This window comes from Candidatus Pseudomonas phytovorans (assembly GCA_029202525.1).
Taxonomy (GTDB): Bacteria; Pseudomonadota; Gammaproteobacteria; order Pseudomonadales; family Pseudomonadaceae; genus Aquipseudomonas; species Aquipseudomonas phytovorans.
On sequence record CP119325.1, the window covers coordinates 1,567,545 to 1,591,188 of the forward strand.

General features: G+C 61.5%; 25 protein-coding genes and 1 other RNA gene. 19 read left to right on the top strand and 7 right to left on the bottom strand.

Annotated elements, in window-relative coordinates; all coding sequences use genetic code 11:
- The first annotated feature begins 78 nt into the window (after window positions 1–78).
- The 3 genes from P0Y58_06930 to zapE all read left to right on the top strand — a co-directional run bounded on the left by P0Y58_06930 (window position 79) and on the right by zapE (window position 3,269).
- The gene (locus P0Y58_06930; protein ID WEK31925.1) at window positions 79–714 is read left to right on the top strand and encodes an alpha/beta fold hydrolase; all 636 of its coding nucleotides are present in this window, start codon (window positions 79–81) and stop codon (window positions 712–714) included.
- Window positions 715–739: 25 nt separating this feature from the next.
- Complete coding sequence (locus P0Y58_06935) at window positions 740–2,089, top strand: tryptophan--tRNA ligase (GenBank protein WEK31926.1); 1,350 nt, start codon at window positions 740–742, stop codon at window positions 2,087–2,089.
- A gap of 85 nt (window positions 2,090–2,174) precedes the next feature.
- Entirely contained in the window at window positions 2,175–3,269 is a 1,095-nt protein-coding gene (gene zapE / locus P0Y58_06940; protein ID WEK31927.1) for a cell division protein ZapE, read from the top strand.
- 116 nt (window positions 3,270–3,385) lie between these two features.
- On the opposite strand, the gene P0Y58_06945 is transcribed toward zapE, so the two are convergent.
- Together P0Y58_06945 and P0Y58_06950 are read right to left on the bottom strand one after the other, a co-directional pair.
- Window positions 3,386–4,306 carry a GlxA family transcriptional regulator gene (locus P0Y58_06945; GenBank protein ID WEK33286.1) on the bottom strand — a complete coding sequence of 307 codons (921 nt, stop codon included), beginning with the start codon at window positions 4,304–4,306 and terminating at the stop codon, window positions 3,386–3,388.
- 189 nt (window positions 4,307–4,495) lie between these two features.
- Window positions 4,496–5,536: an NADP(H)-dependent aldo-keto reductase gene (locus P0Y58_06950; GenBank protein WEK31928.1), complete on the bottom strand. Its 1,041-nt coding sequence runs from the start codon at window positions 5,534–5,536 to the stop codon at window positions 4,496–4,498.
- Between the two features lie 258 nt (window positions 5,537–5,794).
- On the opposite strand from P0Y58_06950, the gene rplM reads away from it, so the two are divergent.
- The 7 genes from rplM to P0Y58_06985 all read left to right on the top strand — a co-directional run bounded on the left by rplM (window position 5,795) and on the right by P0Y58_06985 (window position 10,658).
- The gene (gene rplM, locus P0Y58_06955) at window positions 5,795–6,223 is read left to right on the top strand and encodes a 50S ribosomal protein L13 (protein ID WEK31929.1); all 429 of its coding nucleotides are present in this window, start codon (window positions 5,795–5,797) and stop codon (window positions 6,221–6,223) included.
- A 14-nt stretch (window positions 6,224–6,237) separates the two neighbouring features.
- Window positions 6,238–6,630, top strand: coding sequence for a 30S ribosomal protein S9 (gene rpsI, locus P0Y58_06960; protein ID WEK31930.1), 393 nt, complete (start codon window positions 6,238–6,240; stop codon window positions 6,628–6,630).
- A gap of 264 nt (window positions 6,631–6,894) precedes the next feature.
- Window positions 6,895–7,488 (top strand): ubiquinol-cytochrome c reductase iron-sulfur subunit, encoded by a 594-nt coding sequence (petA, locus tag P0Y58_06965; GenBank protein WEK31931.1) that lies wholly within the window; start codon window positions 6,895–6,897, stop codon window positions 7,486–7,488.
- A complete protein-coding gene (locus P0Y58_06970) occupies window positions 7,488–8,699 on the top strand; it encodes a cytochrome bc complex cytochrome b subunit (protein ID WEK33287.1) in 1,212 nt (403 codons plus the stop codon). Before petA ends, P0Y58_06970 begins: the two co-directional genes overlap by 1 nt.
- Window positions 8,699–9,478, top strand: a complete 780-nt coding sequence (locus P0Y58_06975) for a cytochrome c1 (protein ID WEK31932.1) — start codon at window positions 8,699–8,701, stop codon at window positions 9,476–9,478. Before P0Y58_06970 ends, P0Y58_06975 begins: the two co-directional genes overlap by 1 nt.
- A 117-nt stretch (window positions 9,479–9,595) precedes the next feature.
- Window positions 9,596–10,219, top strand: a complete 624-nt coding sequence (locus tag P0Y58_06980) for a glutathione S-transferase N-terminal domain-containing protein (GenBank protein WEK31933.1) — start codon at window positions 9,596–9,598, stop codon at window positions 10,217–10,219.
- A 10-nt stretch (window positions 10,220–10,229) separates the two neighbouring features.
- A complete protein-coding gene (locus tag P0Y58_06985) occupies window positions 10,230–10,658 on the top strand; it encodes a ClpXP protease specificity-enhancing factor (protein WEK31934.1) in 429 nt (142 codons plus the stop codon).
- A 51-nt stretch (window positions 10,659–10,709) separates the two neighbouring features.
- Here P0Y58_06985 and P0Y58_06990 read toward each other — a convergent pair whose 3' ends face one another.
- The 5 genes from P0Y58_06990 to P0Y58_07010 all read right to left on the bottom strand — a co-directional run bounded on the left by P0Y58_06990 (window position 10,710) and on the right by P0Y58_07010 (window position 14,472).
- Window positions 10,710–10,928, bottom strand: coding sequence for a YgdI/YgdR family lipoprotein (locus P0Y58_06990; GenBank protein WEK31935.1), 219 nt, complete (start codon window positions 10,926–10,928; stop codon window positions 10,710–10,712).
- A 100-nt stretch (window positions 10,929–11,028) separates the two neighbouring features.
- Window positions 11,029–11,607 (bottom strand): BON domain-containing protein, encoded by a 579-nt coding sequence (locus P0Y58_06995; GenBank protein ID WEK31936.1) that lies wholly within the window; start codon window positions 11,605–11,607, stop codon window positions 11,029–11,031.
- Window positions 11,604–12,197 carry a phosphoheptose isomerase gene (locus tag P0Y58_07000; protein WEK31937.1) on the bottom strand — a complete coding sequence of 198 codons (594 nt, stop codon included), beginning with the start codon at window positions 12,195–12,197 and terminating at the stop codon, window positions 11,604–11,606. The genes P0Y58_06995 and P0Y58_07000 overlap by 4 nt, the downstream gene beginning before the upstream one ends.
- Window positions 12,198–12,283: 86 nt before the next feature.
- Window positions 12,284–12,655: a YraN family protein gene (locus tag P0Y58_07005; protein WEK31938.1), complete on the bottom strand. Its 372-nt coding sequence runs from the start codon at window positions 12,653–12,655 to the stop codon at window positions 12,284–12,286.
- On the bottom strand, window positions 12,655–14,472 hold the full coding sequence (locus P0Y58_07010) for a penicillin-binding protein activator (GenBank protein WEK31939.1): 1,818 nt from the start codon (window positions 14,470–14,472) through the stop codon (window positions 12,655–12,657). The genes P0Y58_07005 and P0Y58_07010 overlap by 1 nt, the downstream gene beginning before the upstream one ends.
- A gap of 186 nt (window positions 14,473–14,658) precedes the next feature.
- Between P0Y58_07010 and rsmI the strand changes: the two genes are divergently transcribed.
- From rsmI to mraY, 9 genes are all read left to right on the top strand, one after another.
- The gene (rsmI, locus tag P0Y58_07015) at window positions 14,659–15,534 is read left to right on the top strand and encodes a 16S rRNA (cytidine(1402)-2'-O)-methyltransferase (GenBank protein WEK31940.1); all 876 of its coding nucleotides are present in this window, start codon (window positions 14,659–14,661) and stop codon (window positions 15,532–15,534) included.
- Window positions 15,535–15,601: 67 nt separating this feature from the next.
- An RNA gene (gene rnpB, locus P0Y58_07020) (RNase P RNA component class A) lies at window positions 15,602–15,977 on the top strand.
- Window positions 15,978–16,286: 309 nt separating this feature from the next.
- Complete coding sequence (mraZ, locus tag P0Y58_07025) at window positions 16,287–16,742, top strand: division/cell wall cluster transcriptional repressor MraZ (GenBank protein ID WEK31941.1); 456 nt, start codon at window positions 16,287–16,289, stop codon at window positions 16,740–16,742.
- A gap of 2 nt (window positions 16,743–16,744) precedes the next feature.
- Complete coding sequence (gene rsmH, locus P0Y58_07030) at window positions 16,745–17,686, top strand: 16S rRNA (cytosine(1402)-N(4))-methyltransferase RsmH (GenBank protein ID WEK33288.1); 942 nt, start codon at window positions 16,745–16,747, stop codon at window positions 17,684–17,686.
- Window positions 17,683–17,976 (top strand): cell division protein FtsL, encoded by a 294-nt coding sequence (gene ftsL, locus P0Y58_07035; protein WEK31942.1) that lies wholly within the window; start codon window positions 17,683–17,685, stop codon window positions 17,974–17,976. The genes rsmH and ftsL overlap by 4 nt, the downstream gene beginning before the upstream one ends.
- Window positions 17,976–19,715 (top strand): penicillin-binding protein 2, encoded by a 1,740-nt coding sequence (locus P0Y58_07040; GenBank protein WEK33289.1) that lies wholly within the window; start codon window positions 17,976–17,978, stop codon window positions 19,713–19,715. The genes ftsL and P0Y58_07040 overlap by 1 nt, the downstream gene beginning before the upstream one ends.
- Complete coding sequence (locus tag P0Y58_07045; GenBank protein WEK31943.1) at window positions 19,712–21,202, top strand: UDP-N-acetylmuramoyl-L-alanyl-D-glutamate--2,6-diaminopimelate ligase; 1,491 nt, start codon at window positions 19,712–19,714, stop codon at window positions 21,200–21,202. Before P0Y58_07040 ends, P0Y58_07045 begins: the two co-directional genes overlap by 4 nt.
- Complete coding sequence (locus tag P0Y58_07050; protein WEK31944.1) at window positions 21,195–22,562, top strand: UDP-N-acetylmuramoyl-tripeptide--D-alanyl-D-alanine ligase; 1,368 nt, start codon at window positions 21,195–21,197, stop codon at window positions 22,560–22,562. The genes P0Y58_07045 and P0Y58_07050 overlap by 8 nt, the downstream gene beginning before the upstream one ends.
- On the top strand, window positions 22,562–23,644 hold the full coding sequence (mraY, locus tag P0Y58_07055) for a phospho-N-acetylmuramoyl-pentapeptide-transferase (GenBank protein WEK31945.1): 1,083 nt from the start codon (window positions 22,562–22,564) through the stop codon (window positions 23,642–23,644). The genes P0Y58_07050 and mraY overlap by 1 nt, the downstream gene beginning before the upstream one ends.

Sequence of the window (23,644 nt, forward strand, 5' to 3'; positions counted from 1 at the left end):
TACCGCGAGCGATCGCAAATCAGAACAGAATTCCCTACCTAGACGAAACGACCCTTCCCGAGGTCACGGAGTAGTGCCTTGCTTGTCCGCGAAACCCCCTTGTTCATCGATGGCCCCGGCGGCCAGCTGGAAGCCTTGTACCTGGACGTGGCCGACGCCCGTGGCGCGGTGCTGATCTGCCACCCCAACCCGGTCCAGGGCGGCACCATGCTCAACAAGGTGGTCTCGACGCTGCAACGCACCGCCCGTGATGCCGGCTATGTGACCTTGCGTTTCAACTACCGTGGCGTGGGCCAGAGCGCCGGCAGCCACGACATGGGGGCTGGTGAAGTGGCTGATGCTGAAGCTGCTGCGGCTTGGTTGCGTGCCAGCCACCCCGAGTTGCCATTGGTGCTGATGGGCTTTTCCTTCGGCGGCTTCGTTGCCACCAGCCTGGCTGGCCGCCTGGAGGCCGCCGGGGTATCGCTGCAACACTTGTTCATGATTGCCCCGGCAGTCATGCGCCTGACCGCCGAATTCCCGTTGCCACAGCACTGCCCGATCACGGTGGTGCAGCCGGATGCCGACGAAGTGGTCGCGCCGCAGCTGGTTTACGAATGGTCCGACAGCCTGTCGCGCCCCCATGAGCTGCTGAAAGTGGCAGAATGCGGACACTTCTTCCATGGCAAGCTGACCGATCTGAAGGATCTGCTGCTGCCGCGCCTTTCGAACTGAGCCAAGCCTGAATAAGCGAACACCCATGACCACGCGCATTCTTACCGGTATCACCACCACCGGCACTCCGCACCTGGGCAACTACGCCGGCGCCATCCGCCCTGCGATCCGTGCCAGCCAGCAGCCCGGTGCCGACTCGTTCTACTTCCTGGCCGATTACCACGCCCTGATCAAGTGCGACGACCCGCTGCGCATCCAGCGTTCGCGCCTGGAAATCGCCGCCACCTGGCTGGCCGGTGGCCTGGACCCGGACAAGGTGACCTTCTACCGCCAGTCGGACATCCCGGAAATTCCCGAGCTGACCTGGCTGCTGACCTGTGTTGCCGCCAAGGGCCTGCTGAACCGCGCGCATGCCTACAAGGCCTCGGTGGACAAGAACGTCGAGAACGGCGAAGACCCGGACGCCGGCGTGACCATGGGCCTGTTCAGCTACCCGGTGCTGATGGCCGCAGACATCCTGATGTTCAACGCCAACAAGGTGCCGGTCGGCCGTGACCAGATCCAGCACGTGGAAATGGCCCGCGACATCGGTCAGCGCTTCAACCACCTGTTCGGCCAGGGCAAGGACTTCTTCGCCCTGCCGGAGGCGGTGATCGAGGAAAGCGTGGCGACGCTGCCGGGCCTGGACGGGCGCAAGATGTCCAAGAGCTACGACAACACCATCCCGTTGTTCACCAGCGCCAAAGACATGAAAGACGCCATCTCGCGCATCGTCACCGACTCGCGCGCGCCAGGCGAAGCTAAAGACCCGGACGACTCGCACCTGTTCACCCTGTATCAGGCGTTCTCCACGCCAGAACAGTGTGCCGAGTTCCGCGAAGCACTGTTGCAGGGCCTGGGCTGGGGCGATGCCAAGCAGCGCCTGTTCCAGCTGCTGGATGGCCAATTGGCCGAGAAGCGCGAGTACTACCATCAGCTGATCGCCCGCGCGGCGGACCTGGAGGACATCCTGCTGGCTGGCGCCGCCAAGGCCCGCAAGACTGCCACTCCGTTCCTTGAACAGTTGCGCGAAGCCGTTGGCCTGCGTTCGTTCCGCAGCAGCGTGCAGGCCAGCACCGAAGTGAAAAAGAAGACCGCCAAGAGCGCGCGTTTCGTCAGCTTCCGTGATGAAGATGGCAGCTTCCGTTTCCGCCTGTTGGCCGCCGACGGCGAGCAGTTGCTGCTGTCGCGCAGCTTCGCCGACGGCAAGAGCGCCGGCGCGGTGAGCAAGCAGTTGCAGCAGGGTGGCGAAGCCGATGTGCGCATCGAAGGCCTGGGCTTCGGCCTGTGGCTGAACGGCGAGCAGGTGGCCGACGGGCCGCAGTTCGACAGCGCCGAAGCCCGTGACACGGCCATTCAAAACCTGCACGAAGCCCTGGCACCACAGCAGGACTGAGGCATATTGACGCAAGTCTGATTGCCATTAAGCGGGCCTGTCGCTACAGTGACGGCCCGTTTTTTGTTGCCTCGCTAACGAAATCATGACGCCCCTAGAACGATATCAAGCAGATCTGAAACGTCCCGACTTCTTCCATGACGCGGCGCAGGAAACTGCGGTGCGTCACCTGCAACGCCTGTACGACGACCTGGTCCAGGCGCAGAACAACAAGCCGGGTGTGTTCGGCAAGCTGTTCGGCAAGAAAGAGCAGACCCCGGTCAAGGGCCTGTACTTCTGGGGTGGGGTAGGGCGAGGCAAGACTTACCTGGTCGATACCTTCTACGAAGCGCTGCCGTTCAAGCAGAAGATGCGTACGCACTTCCACCGCTTCATGAAGCGTGTGCACGAGGAAATGAGAACCCTCAAGGGCGAGAAGAACCCGCTGACCATCATCGCCAAGCGCTTCAGTGACGAAGCCCGGGTGATCTGTTTCGACGAATTCTTCGTGTCGGACATTACCGACGCCATGATCCTCGGCACCCTGATGGAAGAGCTGTTCAGGAACGGCGTGTCGCTGGTGGCCACCTCCAACATCGTGCCGGACGGCCTGTACAAGGACGGCCTGCAGCGTGCGCGCTTCCTGCCGGCCATCGCCATGATCAAGCAGTACACCGACGTGGTGAACGTTGACAGCGGGGTCGACTACCGCCTGCGTCACCTGGAACAGGCCGAACTGTTCCACTACCCGCTCAACGATGCGGCGCACGAGAGCATGCGCGCCAGCTTCAAGGCGCTGACGCCCGAGTGCACCCAGGCAGTCGAAAACGACGTGCTGATGATCGAGAACCGCCCGATCAACGCCTTGCGTACCTGCGACGACGTTGCCTGGTTCGACTTCCGCGCCCTGTGCGACGGGCCGCGCAGCCAGAACGACTACATCGAACTGGGCAAGATTTTCCACGCCGTGCTGCTGAGCAATGTGGAGCAGATGGGTGTCGCCACCGACGACATCGCCCGCCGCTTCATAAACATGGTGGACGAGTTCTACGACCGTAACGTCAAGTTGATCATCTCGGCCGAAGTGGAGCTGAAGGACCTGTATACCGGTGGTCGCCTGAGCTTCGAGTTCCAGCGTACCCTCAGCCGGTTGCTGGAGATGCAGTCGCACGAATTCCTGTCCCGCGCGCACAAGCCATAAAATTTTGGGGCCGCTTCGCGCCCCATCGCGACACAAGGCCGCTCCTACAGGATTACGCGATTCCCTGTAGGAGCGGCCTTGTGTCGCGATGGGGCGCGAAGCGGCCCCAAAAGGCCTCAAGCCTCTTGCATGAACTGCTGTCGATACTGGTTTGGCGACAGCTCGGTGTGCTGGCGAAACAACCGCGCAAAGAAACTGGCATCGTCATAGCCGACCTCATAACTGATGGTCTTGATGCTCTTGCGCGTGCTCGACAACAACCCCTTCGCGGTTTCGATCCGTAGCCGTTGCAGGTAGTGCAGCGGCTTGTCCCCCGTAGCACCCTGGAAGCGGCGCATGAAGTTGCGAATGCTCATGCCGTGGTTGCGGGCGACGTCCTCGAAGCGGAACTTGTCGGCGAAGTGTTCCTCCAGCCAATGCTGGATCTGCAGGATGATCAGGTCCTGGTGCAGCTTCTGCCCGCCAAAGCCCATGCGCCCCGGGGTGTAGTTGCGCTGCACCTCGTAGAGGATGTCGCGGGCCACGGCGCGGGCCACGTTGGCGCCGCAGAAGCGCTCGATCAGGTAGATGTACAGGTCGCAGGCCGAAGTGGCGCCGCCAGCGCAATAGATATTGTCGGCGTCGGTCAGGTGCTTGTCCTGGTTCAGCCGGATCTTCGGGAAGCGCTCGGCAAAGCTGGTGAAGAAGCGCCAGTAGGTGGTCGCTTCCTTGCCATCGAGCAGGCCCGATTCGGCCAGCCAGAACACACCACTGGCCTCGGCACACAGCACCGCGCCGCGGGCATGCTGTTCACGCAGCCACGGCAGCACCTGTGGATAACGTTGCAGCAGGTTGTCGAAGTCGTCCCAGTAGGCCGGGAGGATGATCACATCGGCGTCGTCCAGGCCACCGTCGACCGGTAGCTGCACATTGCTGAAGCTGTCGACGGGCTGGCCGTCGGGGCTCACCAGACAGATCTCGAACATGGGCTGCACGCCCAGGCCCAGCTGCTTGCTGTAGCGCAAGCTGGCGAGGTGGAAGAAGTCTTTGGCCTGCATCAAGGTCGAAGCAAACACCTTGTCAATGGCCAGGATGCTGACGCGCCGCAGCGACGCGGAGGGTTGGGTAAACATCATTGTCATTGTTCTTATAGGGTAGAGTGGTCAATCACCGGCTGGATCGTCTTATTTTTTGGCGATGGTGTCTACCCCATGTAACAGAGGGGCCGCGAAGCAGCCCCTTTCAGCTCAAGGCGCTGGGTTGGGCTGCTCTTGGTGAATCGCCTCGATCGCTGCCAGCAACTCGTCACTCAGGTTCAACTCAAGGCTGGCCAGGTTGCTGTCCAATTGCGCCAGGCTGGTCGCGCCAATGATGTTGCTGGTCACGAACGGCTGCCGGGTGACGAACGCCAGGGCCATCTGCGCCGGGTCCAGGCCGTGCTCGCGGGCCAGTTGCACATAACGGCTGCAGGCCGCCACGGTCTGCGGGTTGGAGTAGCGGGCAAAGCGGCTGAACAGGGTCAGGCGCGCGTTGTCGGGCTGTGCGCCGTTCTCGTACTTGCCCGAGAGCATGCCGAAAGCCAGCGGCGAATAGGCCAGCAGGCCGCACTGCTCACGGATGGCCACTTCCGCCAGGCCCACCTCGAAGCTGCGGTTGAGCAGGTTGTACGGGTTCTGGATCGACACTGCCCGCGGCCAGCCTCGGCTCTCGGCCAGTTGCAGGAACTTCATGGTGCCCCACGGCGTTTCGTTGGACAGGCCGATATGGCGGATCTTGCCAGCGCGCACCTGCTCATCGAGTACTTCGAGGGTTTCTTCCAGCGGGGTGAAGTGGTCTTGCGGCAGGTGCTGGTAGCCCAGCTTGCCGAAGAAGTTGGTGCTGCGCTCTGGCCAGTGCAGTTGATACAGGTCGATGCGGTCGGTCTGCAGGCGCTTGAGGCTTTCTTCCAGTGCCGCGACGATGTGCTGGCGGTTGTGCTTGAGCTGGCCGTCGCGAATGTGGCTGATGCCGTTGCCAGGGCCTGCGACCTTGCTGGCCAGCACCCAGTCGTCGCGGTCACGGTTTTCGCGGAACCAGTTGCCGATGATGCGCTCGGTGGCCGCGTAGGTCTCAGGGCGGGGTGGCACCGGGTACATCTCTGCGGTGTCGATGAAGTTGACCCCGGCGCCCTTGGCCCGGGCAATCTGTTCGAAGGCCTCGGCCTGAACGTTCTGCTCGCCCCAGGTCATGGTGCCCAGGCACAGGGCGCTGACATTGAGGTCGGTACGGCCGAGCTGGCGGTATTCCATCAGGTAAACACTCCTTGGCAATAGACGCCCATCAAATCAGGTTGAAATTTTTCGCGCAATCTGGATAATTCACCGCCTCTCCGTGTGGAGGGAGTGATGCACCACCACGCAGGAAGAACCCCGTCGAATATTGGCGTGCCCGACCCGAGCCCCCAAAAGCGTCAGTGTTCGGCTGCGCGCTTGCCCTTGGCAAGCTGTGCACTATCCAGTAAGATTCGCCGTCTATTTTTCGCTGGGCGGCCTCTGAGGCTTTAGAGAATGAAAACTTTTACTGCTAAACCGGAAACAGTAAAGCGCGAGTGGTTCGTAGTCGACGCCGCTGGCCAGACCCTGGGTCGTCTGGCTACCGAAATCGCTAGCCGTCTGCGTGGCAAACACAAACCAGAATACACCCCTCACGTTGACACCGGCGACTACATCGTCGTTATCAACGCCGAGCAAATCCGTGTGACTGGTGCCAAGTCTTCCGACAAAATGTACTACTCCCACTCCGGTTTCCCAGGTGGCATCAAGGAAATCAACTTCGAGAAGTTGATCGCCAAAGCCCCTGAGCGTGTTATCGAAACCGCGGTCAAAGGCATGCTGCCTAAGAACCCGCTGGGTCGCGACATGTACCGTAAGCTGAAAGTGTACGCGGGTGCTGCTCACCCACACACTGCTCAGCAGCCTCAAGAACTGAAGATCTAAGGGGATAGTTCATTATGTCGGCGACTCAAAATTACGGCACTGGCCGTCGCAAGACCGCAACCGCTCGCGTATTCCTGCGTCCGGGTACTGGTAACATCTCCATCAACAACCGTTCTCTGGACGTGTTCTTCGGTCGCGAAACCGCTCGCATGGTTGTTCGTCAGCCGCTCGAGCTGACCGAAACCGTTGAGAAGTTCGACATCTACGTCACCGTTTCCGGTGGTGGTGTCAGCGGTCAAGCCGGTGCGATCCGTCACGGTATCACCCGCGCTCTGATGGAATACGACGAAACCCTGCGTGGCGCTCTGCGTCGTGCTGGCTTCGTTACCCGCGACGCTCGTGAAGTTGAGCGTAAGAAAGTGGGTCTGCGTAAAGCGCGTAAGCGTCCTCAGTACTCCAAGCGTTAATACCGCTTCGGCAGTCGAAAAAAGCCCGGTTCCTTGGAACCGGGCTTTTTTTTTGCCTTGAACTAACCTGTCAGCATGTCAGTGGCCGCTTGTCGCATAGACACAGATCAAGCAAACCGCGGGTAGAGGGCCCTTGCCGGGGTAATCACCTTGTCAGTGTGTGGATTTGTTTCTTACCATGGCGACCAAATTTTAGTGCCACTGACACAACCTAAATACAGGTCTGGTTCAACAGGCCAAAGCAAGCTGATGGGAGAGGACTGAATGAGCAATGACGGCGTCAACGCAGGCCGGCGCCGCTTCCTCGTAGCCGCGACATCCGTGGTCGGGGCAGCGGGAGCAGTAGGGGCTGCGGTACCGTTCGTGGGGTCATGGTTTCCCAGTGCCAAGGCGAAAGCCGCGGGTGCACCGGTGAAGGTCAATATCGCCAAGGTCGAGGCCGGGCAGCAGATGGTGGCCGAGTGGCGTGGCCAGCCGGTATTCATCGTGCGGCGAACGCAGGAAATCCTCGGCAACCTGAAAAAAATCACGGGTGAGCTGTCCGATCCAGAGTCCAAGGCGTCGGTGCAGCCGACCTACGTCGACCCTGAGGTTCGCTCGATCAAGCCGGAAGTCCTCATTCTCGTCGGCCTGTGCACGCACCTGGGTTGTTCGCCCACCTTCCGCCCGGAAGTTGCACCTGCTGACCTTGGTCCGAAATGGGTAGGTGGCTATTTCTGCCCGTGCCACGGCTCCCACTACGACCTGGCTGGCCGTGTCTACAAGTCGCAGCCGGCACCTCTTAACCTGCCAGTGCCGCCGCACTCTTATGAGTCGGACGACATCGTCGTCATCGGCGTCGACCAGGAGAAAGCATGATGAGCAAGTTCATGGACTGGGTTGACGCTCGCTTCCCCGCCACCAAGATGTGGGAAGACCACCTGAGCAAGTATTACGCGCCCAAGAACTTCAACTTCCTGTACTTCTTCGGCTCCCTGGCATTGCTGGTGCTGGTCAATCAGATCGTTACCGGTGTGTGGCTGACCATGAGCTTCACACCCTCGGCGGAAGAGGCGTTCGCCTCGGTCGAGTACATCATGCGTGATGTGGAATACGGCTGGATCCTGCGCTACCTGCACTCCACCGGTGCGTCGGCGTTCTTCATCGTGGTCTACCTGCACATGTTCCGCGGGCTGCTCTACGGCTCCTACCAGAAGCCACGTGAGCTGGTCTGGCTGTTCGGCATGCTGATCTACCTGGCGCTGATGGCAGAAGCGTTCATGGGCTACCTGCTGCCGTGGGGCCAGATGTCTTACTGGGGTGCCCAGGTGATCATCTCGCTGTTCGGTGCCATCCCGGTGATCGGTGACGACCTCACCCAGTGGATCCGTGGTGACTACCTGATCTCGGGTATCACCCTGAACAGATTCTTTGCCCTGCATGTGGTTGCCCTGCCAATCGTGATTCTCGGCCTGGTGGTGCTGCACATTCTTGCTCTGCACGAAGTGGGTTCGAACAACCCCGATGGTGTCGACATCAAGAAGAAAAAAGACGAAAACGGCATTCCGCTGGACGGTATTCCGTTCCACCCGTACTACACCGTCAAGGATATCGTCGGCGTGGTGGTGTTCCTCTTTGTGTTCTGCGCTGTGGTGTTCTTCTTCCCGGAAATGGGCGGTTACTTCCTGGAAAAACCGAACTTCGAGCAGGCCAACGCCTTCAAGACGCCTGAGCACATTGCGCCGGTGTGGTACTTCACACCGTTCTACGCAATCTTGCGTGCGGTGCCTGACAAACTGATGGGCGTAATAGCCATGGGCGCGGCCATTGCCGTGCTGTTCGTACTGCCATGGCTCGACCGTAGCCCGGTGAAGTCGATGCGTTACAAGGGCTGGATCAGCAAGGTCTTCCTGCTGGTGTTCTGCGTGGCCTTCGTCATCCTCGGCGTGCTGGGCGTACTGGCGCCGACACCTGGGCGTACCTTGCTGTCGCAGGTGTGCACGGTGTTGTACTTCGCCTACTTCCTGCTGATGCCGTTCTACACAAGGCTCGAGAAGACCAAACCGGTTCCGGAAAGGGTGACTGGCTGATGAAAAAGTTGATTGCAGTATTTTTGCTGGCAGTGATGCCTGCCTTTTCCTTCGCTGCCGAACACAGCCTGGAGCTGGACAAGGCCGATATCGACCTGAGTGACAAGGCCGCCATGCAGGATGGTGCGCGCACTTTTGCCAACTATTGCATGGGTTGCCACAGTGCCAAGTTCCAGCGTTACGAGCGGGTAGCCGATGACCTGGGTATCCCGCACGAGCTGATGCTCGAAAAGCTGGTATTCACCGGTGCCAAGATCGGTGACCACATGCAGATCGGCATGAAGCCCAATGATGCCAAGACATGGTTCGGCGCCGCACCGCCCGACCTCACCCTGGTGGCTCGCGTGCGTGGTACCGACTGGCTGTACACCTACCTGCGCAGCTTCTACGAGGACCCGTCACGGCCTTACGGGGTGAACAACAAGGTGTTCCCGAACGTCGGCATGCCTAACGTGCTGGTCGGCCTGCAGGGTAACCAGGTGATTGGCTGCAAACAGGTGCAGACGGTGACCGATGGCAAGAAGCAATTCGACCCATTGACCGGCAGCCCGATTACTCACGAAGCCTGTGACCAGCTGACCATTACGCCGAAATCCGGTACCCTGACCACCGAGCAGTTCGACGAGAAGGTCAAGAACCTGGTGACCTTCCTGGCCTATTCGGCCAACCCGGTCAAACTGGAAAGCCAGCGCATCGGTACCTATGTGTTGCTGTACCTGGCTTTCTTCTTCATATTCGCCTACTTGCTCAAGCGTGAATACTGGAAGGACGTGCATTGATCACGCAGTAGTTTCTGGTTGTTGAACGCGCCCGTGGCGCCCTGGCAAAACTGCTGGGGGGCCCCGGGCGCGTTTTCATTTACAGTTGCACAAGCATCCCGTGCGAGGAGCCGCTACATGGGCGCAACCAACAGGTTAGCCTGCTATTCCGATCCCGCTGATCATTACTCTCATCGGGTACGCCTGGTGCTGGCCGAGAAGGGTGTCAGTGTGCAGGTCATCGATGTCGACCCGGCCCGCCTGCCGCCCAAGCTGGCTGAGGTCAACCCTTACGGCAGCGTGCCGACCCTGGTCGACCGTGACCTGGCGTTGTATGAATCGACCGTGGTGATGGAATACCTCGAGGAGCGTTACCCGCACCCACCGCTGATGCCGGTATACCCGGTTGCGCGCGGTAACAGCCGTTTGCTGATACACCGCATCCAGCGTGACTGGTGTGCCCTGGCCGATACCGTACTCGACTCGCGCAGCAGCGAAGCTGCCCGTACCGAAGCACGCAAGGCCCTGCGCGAAAGCCTGACCGGCGTTTCGCCATTGTTCAATGAATTCGCCTGTTTCATGAGCGATGAGCAAAGCCTGGTCGATTGCTGTCTATTGCCCATACTCTGGCGTTTGCCGGTGTTGGGTATCGAATTGCCGCGGCAAGCCAAGCCGCTGCTGGATTACATGGAGCGGCAGTTCGCCCGCGAGCCTTTCCTGGCGAGCCTGTCCTCCGTAGAACGTGAAATGCGCAAGCTTTAAGGAGCTGTTGATGAACTCCAGTCGCCCCTATCTGGTTCGAGCACTGTATGAGTGGATCGTCGACAACGATTGCACGCCCCACATGCTGGTCAATGCCGAATACCCGAAAGTCCAGGTGCCGGATGGTTTCGCCAGTGATGGCCAGATCGTCTTGAATATCTCGCCAAGTGCCGTGCGCAGCCTGCACATGGATAACGACGCGGTCAGCTTCGAGGGCCGCTTCAGTGGCGTTGCCCATTCGCTGTTCGTGCCGGTTGGTGCCATCCTGGGTATCTATGCCCGTGAAAATGGCCAAGGCATGGTCTTTGAGCTGGATTCGCCTATGGAGGGCGATGAGCTGGAAGACGATGATGTGCAGCCCGACGACGATGGCCCGCCGGAAGGGGGTGGTCAGCCGCCGCGCCCAAGTGGTCGGCCAAGCCTGAAAGTGGTCAAGTAACAAAAAAGGCGATCCAACCGGATCGCCTTTTTATTTGCCGCCAGTTTCAGGTTACAGGTCGCTGATGGTGCGGACCTGATCCTTGTTGATGCGGGTGCGTTTGCCGTCGAGTTGCTGGAACTCGTAGAAGCCGGCGTCGCGGTCGTACTTGGGGGCGTCGACAGCCTGGATTTCACGGCCATCGTTGAGGGTGATGAGGCTTGGGGTGGAGCAGCCGGCCAGAGTGGCGAAGGTGCCGATCAGCAGGGCAGGCAGCAGAAGCTTTTTCATGCGGTGTTTCCTGGGATTCTGAAAGGTGGGGCATTGTGGTCGCTTGTCAGGCCTCTTCGCGGGTGAACCTGCGAAGAGGCCCTGACAGGCAATCAGTGAATCAGTCGATGTACTCGAACAGCTTGACGATCTTCTGCACGCCCGACACGCCCTGCACCACTGCGGTGGCCGAGTTGGCCTCCTGCTGGGTGACCAGGCCGAGCAGGTAGACGATACCGTTCTCGGTGATCACCTTGATGCGCGAGCTGGGCACGGCGTTGTCGCCCAGCATCTGAGTCTTGATCTTGGTGGTCAGCCAGGCATCGTTGTTACGTGCCAGGATGGAGGAGGGCTGCATCACCTGCAGTTCGTTGTGCACTTTCTTGACGCGCTGCACCTGGCCAGCGGTCTGCTCGGCGAGGCTCTTGAGGTCGGCGCGTGGGGTTTGGCCGGCCAGCAGGACGATGCCGTTGTAGCTGCTGACAACAATGTGCGAGCCCTTGTCCAGGTCAGGGCTGGCCTTGGAAATGTTCACCGAGGCCTTGGTCTCGATCAGCGAGTCGTCGATCTTGCTGCCAATGGTGCGCGTACCGCGATCATCCTCGATCGGCGAGTTGCGGGTAGAGGTGAGTACCGAGCTGCAACCGGTGACGCTCAGGCACAGGGTCAGGGCCATCAGGCCGAGGCGCATAGGGGTCATTCTTCACTCCCGAACAGTTGGCTGTCGATCAGATCACACAGGCAGTGGATCGCCAGCAGGTGGACTTCCTGGATGCGTGCGGTAACCGTCGAAGGTACGCGGATTTCCACGTCTTCGGGCAGCAGCAGCGAAGCCATGCCGCCGCCGTCGCGGCCCGTCAATGCTACGACAATCATTTCGCGGTCATGTGCGGCCTGGATCGCCTGGATCACGTTGGCCGAGTTGCCGCTGGTGGAGATCGCCAGCAGAACGTCGCCGGGTTGGCCCAGGGCGCGAATCTGCTTGGAAAACACTTCGTTGTAGCTGTAGTCGTTGGCGATCGAGGTCAGGGTCGAGCTGTCGGTGGTCAGCGCGATGGCTGGCAGGCTCGGGCGTTCGCGCTCGAAACGGTTAAGCAGTTCTGACGAAAAATGCTGGGCATCACCGGCCGAGCCGCCGTTGCCACAGGCGAGCATCTTGCCCTCGTTGAGCATCGCATTGACCATGACCAGGCTGGCCTGCTCGATGTGCGGTGCCAGGATGTCCATTGCCTGTTGCTTGGTGTCGATGCTGGCCTGGAACAGCCGGCGGATTCGGGATTGCATGTCCATCTGGTGACCTTAAGTGGGGCGGTGGCCTTTGCTACGCGCAACAACGACCAGCCCGCGAAACATAGAGCAAAGAAAACGAAGTGGGTTCAGCATTCGAAGGCGTTCTTCAGCCATTGAAGCGGTCTGCCTGCATGGTGGCTGCCCTGCAGGGCGACTACGTCGAAGCGGCACGGGTGGTTGCCCCAGTGGGGCTCCTTCTGCAGATACAGGCTGGCGGCAAGCACCAGCCGTTTCTGCTTGCGCCCGTCGATACTGCCGAGGGCGCCACCGAAGCAAGCGTGCAGCCGGTAGCGGACTTCGACGAATACTACTGTATCGGCGTCAAGCATGACCAGATCAAGCTCACCGCCTTTGCATCGCCAGTTGCGCGCCAGCAACTGCAGACCCTGCCCTTGAAGGTACTCAAGGGCTTGGGTTTCTGCTGCCTGCCCGGCGCTGGTGGGCGACGCTGCTACCATCAGCGTGCGGTGTCAGGCAGGCGCTTGACCTGGCCGCCAGCGAACTCGGCCCATGGCAGCTGGCGTTCTACGCGCTGGTTGGCGTTGATGCTCAGGCTGCCCGAAAGGCCCAGGACGCGGTTGTCCGGCAGCGCTTTCAGCTGGCCCAGGCGCGGTGCCAGGCTGTAGGCATCGACGCCCATGGCGTACAGGCGGCCAAGGCTGCCTGCGGCCTGCGGCCATTGCTGTACCACCTGCTGGCGCAGGCTGTTGCTGGTGTCGAGCAGCCACGGCGTTTCACAGAAGCGGATGCCGTTCATGTCGTTGTACTGGTTGACATCGCCGCTGGCACTGTACAGGTTCGAGGTGGCGTAGACCGGCACGTCCCCTGCGTACTGGAAGTTCAGGGTCGGCTTGATCTGCTGGGCCTGTTGCGGGGTCGAGGCCAGGAAGATGAAATCGATATCCTGGCGGCGCGACGGTTGAGCGGCGATGCTGCCACCTACCGTGCTTTGCAGGCTCTTGGCGCGGCCTTCACTCTGGCGCAGCTGGAACAGGTCGGCGATCTGCTGGGCCAGGGCAACCGGCTGGGCGATGCGCTCGGCGGCGAGCAGCGTGCCGCCATTGCCTTCCCAGTCCTGACGGAAGGCCGCCAGCACGCGGTCACCCCATTCGCCGCTTGGCACCAGGGCCACAGCGCGGACCATGCCGTCGGCACGTGCGCGGCGGGCTACTTCGCGGGCTTCGTCTTCGGCAGCCAGGCCGAACTGGAACAGTTGCGGCGGGGCTTTCTGGCCTGCGTCGGCATAGTTCAGGGCCAGCGTAGTGATTGGCAGCTGTGGTTTGGCGGCCAGTTGTTTGACCAAAGGCTTTTCAAGCGGGCCGATGACCAGTTGCACGCCAGCGGCCTGGGCCTGGCGATAGAAGTCGTCGAGCGAGCCGATGCGCGAGCTGTCGAACACCTGCACCGCAGGCGCCGGCTGGCCGGCTTGCTGGGCCTGGAAGTGCGCAGCCATGAAGCCGTCACGCAGGGCGCGGGCAACACCGGCCAACGGGCCTTCCTGAGGCAGCAGCAGGGCGATCTTGGTCAATGGCTGGCTGGCCAGCTCTTTGAGTTTGGTCAAGGCCAGCGGCAGTTGCTGGGCGGCTGGGTGGTCCGGATGCTGTTTGACCCAGGTCTCGATGGCCGCTTGCTGCTGTTCCAGGGTGCCGGCGCTTTTCACGGCGAAGGCCAGGCTGGCCCAGCCGTTCAGGGTCTGGTCGTTGCCGGGTTGCTGCAACTGCTCTGCCGGCAGCGAGGCGACCAAGGCCCAGATGGCGTCATTGTTGGTACTCGCGGCCTGGCCGCTGAGCAGCGGTGCCAGCAGTACGCGCTGCTGAGCGGCAGCCAGGGCCTGGCCATCGGCCTCAAGCGCGGCGGCGTGCACGCTGTAGGTGCGCGCTTGCTGTTCTGCAGGCAGTTCGGCAACACGCTGCAGGCTGGGGTGAGCCAGGGCGGTCAGGGCCGCCTTGGGCTGGTTGCGGCTCATGGCCAGCTCGGCAGCGAGGGTGCTGGCGAACACTTGCTGGGCCGGCTTGAGCGTGTCCAGCGGGACTTGCTCGAGAATGCGTGCGGCGCGGGGGAAGTCCTTCTGCTTGTAGGCCAGGTCGGCCGCACTCAGGCGCAGCAGGGCGGCGTCTTCTGCAGACTTGCTGGAAGCGGCCTTTTCGAGCAGTTGCTCGATGCTGGCGTCCGGGGTGCGTGGCAGTTCGCCCAGGCTGGATGAGGGCGAGCTGGCGCAAGCGGCCAGCAGGGCAGCGAGGCAGAGGGCTGTGAGCAGCCGCAGGCAAGCGATCATGTAATGGTCCTGTTACTCGATCAAGTTGGCCGGCAATTGTACCCAAGCACTGGCCGGGGCGCGATGTTGCTGTGCTGATCCTTCACTATAGGTGGCCTGCCGCCGGTCGCGGGTGAAGTTCTTTGCGCCCTGTTGCAGGCGCTCGGGCTACAATGGCGCCTTTGATCCGAATGACAGGTGTGCGCAGTGACTGATGTGGCAGGGGCTTCGAAATCCACGGTGGGGACGCTGTATGTGGTGGCAACCCCCATCGGCAACCTCGACGACATGAGCGCCCGGGCGCTGAAGGTGCTGGCGGACGTGGCGTTGATCGCCGCCGAAGACACCCGCCATTCGATCCGCCTGCTGCAACACTTTGGCATCGACACACCGCTGGCGGCCTGCCATGAACACAACGAACGTGATGAGGGTGGGCGTTTTCTCACCAAGCTGCTGGCTGGCGAGAATGTGGCGCTGGTTTCCGATGCTGGCACGCCGCTGATTTCCGATCCGGGCTACCACCTGGTGCGCCAGGCGCGGGCAGCGGGGGTGAACGTGGTGCCGGTGCCTGGCGCCTGTGCCCTGATCGCCGCGCTGTCGGCGGCCGGCCTGCCGTCGGACCGCTTCATCTTCGAAGGCTTCCTGCCGGCCAAGCAGGCGGGGCGCCGGGCGCGCCTTGAGCAGGTGAAGGAAGAGCCGCGTACGCTGATCTTCTATGAAGCCCCGCACCGTATCCTCGAATGCCTTGAAGACATGGAGCTGGTATTTGGTGGCGAGCGGCCGGCGTTGCTGGCGCGCGAGCTGACCAAGACCTTCGAGACCCTCAAGGGCCTGCCGCTGGCTGAGCTGCGTGCGTTCGTTGCCGGCGACAGCAACCAGCAGCGCGGTGAATGCGTGGTACTGGTCGGAGGCTGGAGCGGGCCAGAGGGCGAGCAGGCCATCAGTGCCGAGGCCCAGCGCGTACTCGACCTGCTGCTGGCCGAGTTGCCACTGAAGCGGGCGGCGGCGCTGGCGGCGGAAATTACGGGTGTGCGCAAGAACCTGTTGTACCAACTTGCCCTGGAAAAGCAGAAAACCGAATAGTGGCAGTTTGATATAAGTGTCGGTATTGCTTGTTCTTGTGAGCGTGTGTCGGTAACCTTGGCGGCGGAGAGTCGATCGGACAGTCGCTGCCTGTTTTTGTTCCGCAACTTTTAGTTGTGCGAGCAGCAGGGGGAGGAAAGTCCGGGCTCCATAGGGCAGAGTGCCAGGTAACGCCTGGGAGGCGCGAGCCTACGGAAAGTGCCACAGAAAATAACCGCCTAAGCACTTCGGTGCCGGTAAGGGTGAAAAGGTGCGGTAAGAGCGCACCGCACGGCTGGCAACAGTTCGTGGCTAGGTAAACCCCACTCGGAGCAAGACCAAATAGGGTTCCATCAGGCGTGGCCCGCGTCGGAACCGGGTAGGTTGCTAGAGGCGTCCAGTGATGGCCGTCGTAGAGGAATGACTGTCCTCGACAAAACCCGGCTTACAGATCGACTCTCCACCTTTTCCTCTCCTGCTTGATTCGATAGCAGATCCTCGCTGGTAATACCGAAAAAATCTTACTCTTGATAAATCACTTTAACTTCTAACTCCATTCGCCTGAGTGGGTTTGATTTTTATCGTGTTTTCTTCTCGTTGGTAGTCCTTCCACATTCCTTTATCGCGCTAAATCTCGGTCCCGTAAGGCTTTTCCTTCCGAACGTGCCTTGACGGTGCTGCGGGCGGATTCCTATAGTGTGCGCAAGTGGCAGAAAGTGGGATGAAGTGGGTTTTCTGGCACAAAAACGATACCATTGTGGGGAATCGCAGCCGTGTTCCGCGGAGCCAACGCCGTCAGCCTCGATGCCAAGGGCCGTCTCGCCATGCCGAGCCGGTACCGTGACGAGCTCGATTCGCGTTGCAATGGTCAGCTGATCGTGACCATCGACGCCGTAGATCCCTGCTTGTGTGTTTATCCCCTCGATGAGTGGGAACAGATAGAAGCCAAGTTGCGTGCCTTGCCATCGTTGCGTGAGGAAAACCGCCGCCTGCAGCGCTTGCTGATCGGTAATGCGGTTGACCTGGAGCTCGATGGCAGTGGGCGTTTCCTGGTACCGCCCCGCCTGCGGGAGTACGCCAAGCTCGACAAGAAGGCGATGCTGGTGGGGCAGCTGAACAAATTCCAGCTGTGGGATGAAGATGCCTGGAACACGGTTTCGGCAGCCGACCTTGCAGCTATTCAACAACCGGGCGCCATGCCCGACGAATTGCGTGACCTGATCCTGTGACCATAGATAGCGGCTTCAACCACATTACCGTCCTGCTCGACGAAGCTGTCGAGGCATTGGCCCTGCGCGCCGACGGTTGCTATCTGGACGGCACCTTTGGCCGTGGCGGACACAGTCGGCTGATTCTCAGCAAGCTCGGTCCGCAAGGGCGGCTGCTGGGCTTCGACAAAGATCCACAGGCGATTGCCACAGGGCAAGCGCTGGCGGCCGAAGACGGCCGCTTTGTCATTGTGCAGCGCAGCTTTGCCGAGCTGGGTACAGAAGTGGCCGAGCGCGGCCTGGACGGGAAGGTCAGCGGTGTGCTGCTGGACCTGGGCGTGTCCTCGCCGCAGCTGGACGACCCCGAGCGTGGCTTCAGCTTCCTCAACGATGGCCCGCTGGACATGCGCATGAACCCGGACCAGGGCATCAGTGCCGCCGAGTTCATCGCCACCGCGCCTGTGGAAGAAATCGCCCGCGTCTTCAAAGAGTACGGTGAAGAGCGCTTCTCCGGCCGCATGGCCCGTGCCGTGGTCGAGCGCCGCGAAAAAGAGCCGTTCACCCGTACTGCCGACCTGGCGGAAGTGCTCAAGGTGGCCAATCCTGCCTGGGAAAAAGGCAAGAACCCGGCTACCCGTGCCTTCCAGGGCCTGCGGATTCATGTCAACAACGAGCTGGGTGATCTGGAGGCTGGCCTGGAGGCTGCACTGGATGCGCTTGAGGTCGGTGGCCGCCTGGCAGTGATCAGTTTCCACTCGCTTGAGGACCGGATCGTCAAGCTGTTCATGCGCAAGCTGGTCAAGGGCGAGGCCGACAACCTGCCTCGCAACCTGCCGGTGCAGCACAAGGTCTTCGAGCCGAAAATCAAGCTCATCGGCAAGGCCCAGTTCGCCTCCGAAGCCGAGCTCAAGGCCAACCCACGGTCGCGTAGCGCCGTGATGCGTGTGGCGGAGAAGCTGCGGTGAGCAGGCTTTTTGCCAAGCCTTTGCCAGGCGGAAGCTTCCTGATGCTTCTGCTGTTTGTCGCTGTGCTGGTTTCGGCGGTTGCCGTGTCTTACAGCGCGCACTGGAATCGCCAGCTGCTTAATACCCTGTACGGCGAGTTGAGCGAGCGTGACAAGGCCCAGGCTGAGTGGGGCCGGCTGATTCTTGAACAGAGCACATGGACCGCCGCCAGCCGTATCGAAAACCTGGCTTCCGAGCAGCTGAAGATGCGCGTGCCTGCGGCTGACGAAGTGCGGATGGTGGCGCCATGATGAAGCTCGAAGGCGCACTCTACCCGTGGCGTTTCCGCGTGGTGATCGGCTTGCTGGCAATCATGGTCGGCGCCATTTGCTGGCGCATCATCGACCTGCAGGTGGTCGACCGTGATTTCCTCAAGGGGCAGGGCGATGCACGCAGCTTGCGTCATATCCCTATCCCGGCGCACCGCGGCCTGATTACCGACCGCAACGGTGAGCCATTGGCCGTGAGTACCCCGGTCACCACCTTGTGGGCCAACCCCAAGGAAATGCAGGCGTCCAAAGAGCGCTGGCCACAGCTGGCTGCGGCGCTGGGGCAGAACCCGCAGCAATTGGTCGAGCGCCTGACCCAGCAGGCCGGCAAAGAGTTCATCTACCTGGTTCGCGGCCTGACCCCGGAGCAGGGCCAGCACGTGCTCGACCTGAAAGTGCCAGGTGTGTACGGCCTGGAAGAATTCCGCCGCTTCTATCCAGCCGGTGATGTGACCGCGCATATGGTTGGTTTCACCGACCTCGACGACCATGGTCGCGAAGGGGTGGAGCTGGCCTACGACGAGTGGCTGGCCGGCGTGCCCGGCAAGCGCCAGGTGATCAAGGACCGGCGTGGCCGGCTGATCAAGGACATTCAGGTAACCAAGAACGCCAAGGCCGGCAAGACCTTGGCGTTGTCGATAGACCTGCGCCTGCAGTACCTGGCCACCCGCGAGCTGCGCAACGCCATTGCCGAACAGGACGCCAAGGCCGGGAGCCTGGTGATCATGGACGTCAAGACCGGTGAAGTCCTGGCCATGGTCAACCAGCCAACCTACAACCCGAACAACCGCCGCAGCATGTTCCCGGCAGCAATGCGCAACCGGGCGATCATCGACGTGTTCGAGCCCGGCTCCACGGTCAAGCCGATTTCCATGAGTGCGGCACTGCAGAGTGGTCGCTGGAAACCGACCGACAAGGTCGAGGTGTACCCGGGCAGCCTGCAGATCGGCCGCTACACCATCAAGGACGTGTCGCGCAGCGAAGGCCCGATCCTCGACCTGACCGGCATCCTGATCAATTCCAGTAACGTCGGCATGAGCAAGATCGCCTTCGATATCGGCGGCGAGGCCATCTACCGGGTCATGTCGCAGGTCGGCCTGGGCCAGTACACCGGCCTTGGCTTCCCGGGCGAGCGTGTTGGCAACCTGCCCAACCACCGCGAGTGGCGCAAGGCTGAAACCGCGACCCTTTCGTATGGCTATGGCTTGTCGGTAACCGCCTTGCAGCTGGTGCATGCCTACGCGGCACTGGCCAACGACGGCAAGATGGTGCCGCTGTCGATCATCAAGGTCGACAAGGCGCCGGATGCCGTGCAGGCCATTCCGAAGGAAACCGCCGAAACCGTTCAGGGCATGCTGCAACAGGTGATCGAAGCCCCGCGTGGCGTGTTCCGTGCCCAGGTGCCGTTCTATCACGTGGCCGGCAAGTCCGGCACCGCGCGTAAAGCCACCGTGGGTTCCAAGGGTTATACCGAAAACGCCTACCGTTCGCTGTTCGCCGGCTTCGGGCCGATGAGCGACCCGCGTTACGCCATCGTCGTGGTCATCGACGAGCCGGGCAAGGGTGGTTACTTCGGTGGCCTGGTTTCGGCCCCGGTGTTCAGCAAGGTCATGTCCGGCACCCTGCGCCTGATGAACGTACCGCCAGATAACCTGCCGCCACCGGCACCCGCCGAACAGTCGCAAGTCAATGCAGCAGCCGCCAAGGGAGGGCGTGGATGATGACAATGCCATTAAGCAAACTTTTCGCTCACGCCCGCCGTGATCCGCTGATTCGTGAACTGACCCTGGACAGCCGCAACATACGCCCGGGCGATCTGTTCCTGGCCGTGCCGGGCGCCAAGGTCGATGGCCGCGAGCATATCGCCGATGCTTTGGCCCGTGGCGCTGCCGCCGTGGCCTATGAAGAGCAGGGCGCCAATGTGCTGCCGCTGACCGATGTGCCGCTGATTCCGGTCAAAGGCCTAATCGCCCAGCTGTCGGACATTGCCGGGCGCTTTTATGGCGAACCTAGCCGCCAACTCAACCTGGTGGGCGTGACCGGTACCAACGGCAAGACCAGCGTTACCCAATTGGTGGCCCAGGCGCTTGATGTGCTCGGCCAGCGCTGCGGTCTTATCGGCACGTTGGGTACCGGCTTCTACGGGGACCTGCAAAGTGGCCGGCTGACCACGCCAGACCCGATTGCCGTGCAGTCGACCCTTTATGACCTGAAAAAGCAGGGCGCCAAGGCCGTGGCCATGGAGGTCTCCTCCCACGCCCTGGAGCAAGGGCGTGTCGCCGCACTGGCATTCGACATCGCGGTCATGACCAACCTGTCCCGTGATCATCTGGACTACCACGGCAGCATGCAGGCCTACGAAGCGGCCAAGGCCAAGCTGTTCGCCTGGCCAAACCTGCGTTGTCAGGTGGTCAACCTGGATGATGACTTCGGGCGCCGGCTGGCTGAGGATTTCGCCCGCAAGCCGATTGCCGATCGTATCGAGACCCGGCTGATCAGCTATAGCCTGGAAAACCCGGATGCGTCGCTGTTCTGCCCTGAGGCCCGGTTCGATGACGATGGCGTGCGCGCCACGCTGGTTACCGCCCAAGGTGAGCGCACACTGCGCAGCCAGCTGCTGGGGCGGTTCAACCTGAGCAACATGCTCGCCGCCGTAGCTACGCTGCTGGCGCTTGATTATTCGCTGGACGAAATCCTCAAGGTCACCCCGAAACTGCAAGGCCCGGTTGGTCGCATGCAGCGCCTGGGTGGCGGCGACAAGCCGCTGGTGGTGGTCGACTATGCACACACACCAGACGCCCTGCAAAAAGTACTCGAAGCCCTGCGCCCGCACGCCCATGGCAAGCTGTTGTGCCTGTTCGGCTGCGGTGGTGACCGTGACCGTGGCAAACGCCCGCTGATGGCAGAGGTGGCCGAGCGGTTGGCTGATCGCGTTCTGGTCACTGACGACAACCCACGTACCGAAGACCCGCTGCGCATCTTTGACGACATTCGCCCCGGTTTCGCCAAGCCTGCCGGTGTCGAGTTCGTTGCCGGCCGCGGCGAGGCCATTGCGCACCTGATTGCTACTGCTGCTGCCGACGACGTGATCGTGCTGGCCGGCAAGGGGCATGAGGATTACCAGGAGATCAATGGCGAGCGCCATGATTTCTCCGACCTTATCGAAGCCGAGAAGGCCCTTGCAGCCTGGGAGGCTCCACATGCTTAAGCCGATGACGCTCAGCCAGCTGACTACAGCACTGAGTGGTCAGCAAATCGGTGCCGACGCCACATTCACCGGTGTCAGCATCGACAGCCGCAGCGTCAGTAGCGGGCAACTGTTCGTCGCCTTGGCCGGCCCGCGTTTCGATGGCCATGACTACCTGGCTGATGTCAAAGCCAAGGGCGCAGTAGTCGCTTTGGTCGAGCGTGAAGTGGCCGGTGTCGACCTGCCGCAATTGCTGGTCAAGGATTGCCGGGTAGCGCTGGGTCAGCTCGGCGCCCTGAACCGCGCCGCTTTCGACAAGCCCGTGGTGGCCATCACCGGTTCCAGTGGCAAGACCACGGTCAAAGAGATGCTTGCCAGCATCCTGCGCACCCGAGGCCTGGTGCACGCCACCCGCGGCAACCTGAACAATGACCTCGGAGCGCCGCTGACCTTGCTGGAGATCGCCCCGGAGCACAGCGCCGCAGTCATCGAGCTGGGCGCTTCGCGCATCGGTGAAATCCGCTACACCGTCGGCCTGGCCAAACCTCAGGTGGTCATCATCAATAACGCCGGCACCGCCCACGTTGGCGAATTCGGTGGCCCCGAGAAAATCGTCGAAGCCAAGGGCGAGATTCTCGAAGGCCTGGGCGAGGGCGGTGTCGCCATCCTCAACCTGGCCGACAAGGCGTTCGATATCTGGCGCAAGCGTGCCGGCAACCACCGCATCTTTACGTTCGCGCTGGATAACCCGCAGGCTGATTTCCACGCCAGCGACATCGGCCGCGACGCCCGGGGCTGCCCGTCGTTCACCCTGCACGGCCCTGATGGCAGTGTGCAGGTGCAACTGAACCTTCTGGGTATCCACAACGTCAGCAATGCCCTGGCCGCTGCCGCCGCTGCCCATGCCGTTGGTCTGAGCCTCAGTGGCATTGCTGCCGGCCTGGCTGCGGTGCAACCGGTCAAGGGCCGCACCGTGGCGCAGGTCGCGCCGAACGGTGTGCGGGTGATCGACGATAGTTACAACGCAAATCCCACCTCCATGTGCGCCGCCATTGATATACTCGCCGGCTTTTCCGGACGCACCGTCCTGGTGCTTGGGGATATCGGCGAATTGGGGCAATGGGCGGAGGAAGGCCACCGTCAGGTGGGTGACTACGCGCGCGGCAAGGTCGATGCCCTGTACGCAGTGGGTTCCAACATGACACATGCGGTCCAGGCGTTTGGCGCCAATGGCCGCCATTTCGCTACTCAAGCTGAGCTGATCGACGCGGTTAGCGCCGAAAATGCCAGCGACACCACTATCTTGATCAAGGGCTCGCGCAGCGCTGCGATGGAAAACGTCGTGGCGGCATTGTGCGGTGCCAGCGGGGAGAAACATTAATGCTGCTGCTGTTGGCCGAGTATCTGCAACAGTTCCACAAAGGCTTCGCGGTCTTCCAGTACCTGTCCCTGCGCGGGATTCTTGGCGTACTGACCGCGTTGTCCCTGGCGCTGTGGCTGGGGCCGTGGATGATCCGTACCCTGCAAATTCGCCAGATCGGCCAGGCCGTGCGTAACGACGGCCCGCAATCGCACCTGTCCAAGTCCGGCACCCCGACCATGGGTGGCGCACTGATCCTGTCGGCCATCGCCATCAGCACGCTGTTGTGGGCTGATCTGTCCAACCGCTACGTGTGGGTGGTGCTGATCGTCACCCTGGCATTCGGCGCGATCGGCTGGGTTGATGACTACCGCAAGGTGATTGAAAAGAACTCCCGCGGCCTGCCAAGCCGCTGGAAGTATTTCTGGCAGTCGGTGTTCGGCCTGGCTGCTGCCGTGTTCCTGTACAAGACTGCGCCGACCAGCGTCGAAACCACGCTGATCCTGCCGTTCATCAAGGATGTCACCATCCCGCTGGGTGTTGGCTTCGTGGTGCTGACCTACTTCGTCATCGTCGGCTCCAGCAACGCGGTCAACCTTACCGATGGCCTCGACGGCCTGGCAATCATGCCAACGGTGATGGTCGGCGGTGCCCTGGGCATCTTCTGCTACCTGTCGGGTAACGTGAAATTCGCCGAATACCTGCTGATCCCCTATGTGCCGGGCTCGGGTGAGCTGATCGTGTTCTGCGGCGCGCTGATCGGCGCTGGCCTGGGCTTCCTGTGGTTCAACACTTACCCGGCGCAAGTCTTCATGGGTGACGTCGGCGCGCTGGCGCTGGGCGCCGCGCTGGGCACCATCGCCGTGATCGTCCGCCAGGAAATCGTGCTGTTCATCATGGGCGGCATCTTCGTGGTGGAAACCCTGTCGGTGGTGATCCAGGTTGCCTCTTTCAAGTTGACCGGCAAGCGCGTGTTCCGCATGGCGCCGATCCACCACCACTTTGAACTCAAAGGCTGGCCAGAGCCACGGGTGATTGTCCGCTTCTGGATCATCACCGTGATCCTGGTCCTGATTGGCCTTGCATCCCTGAAATTGAGGTAG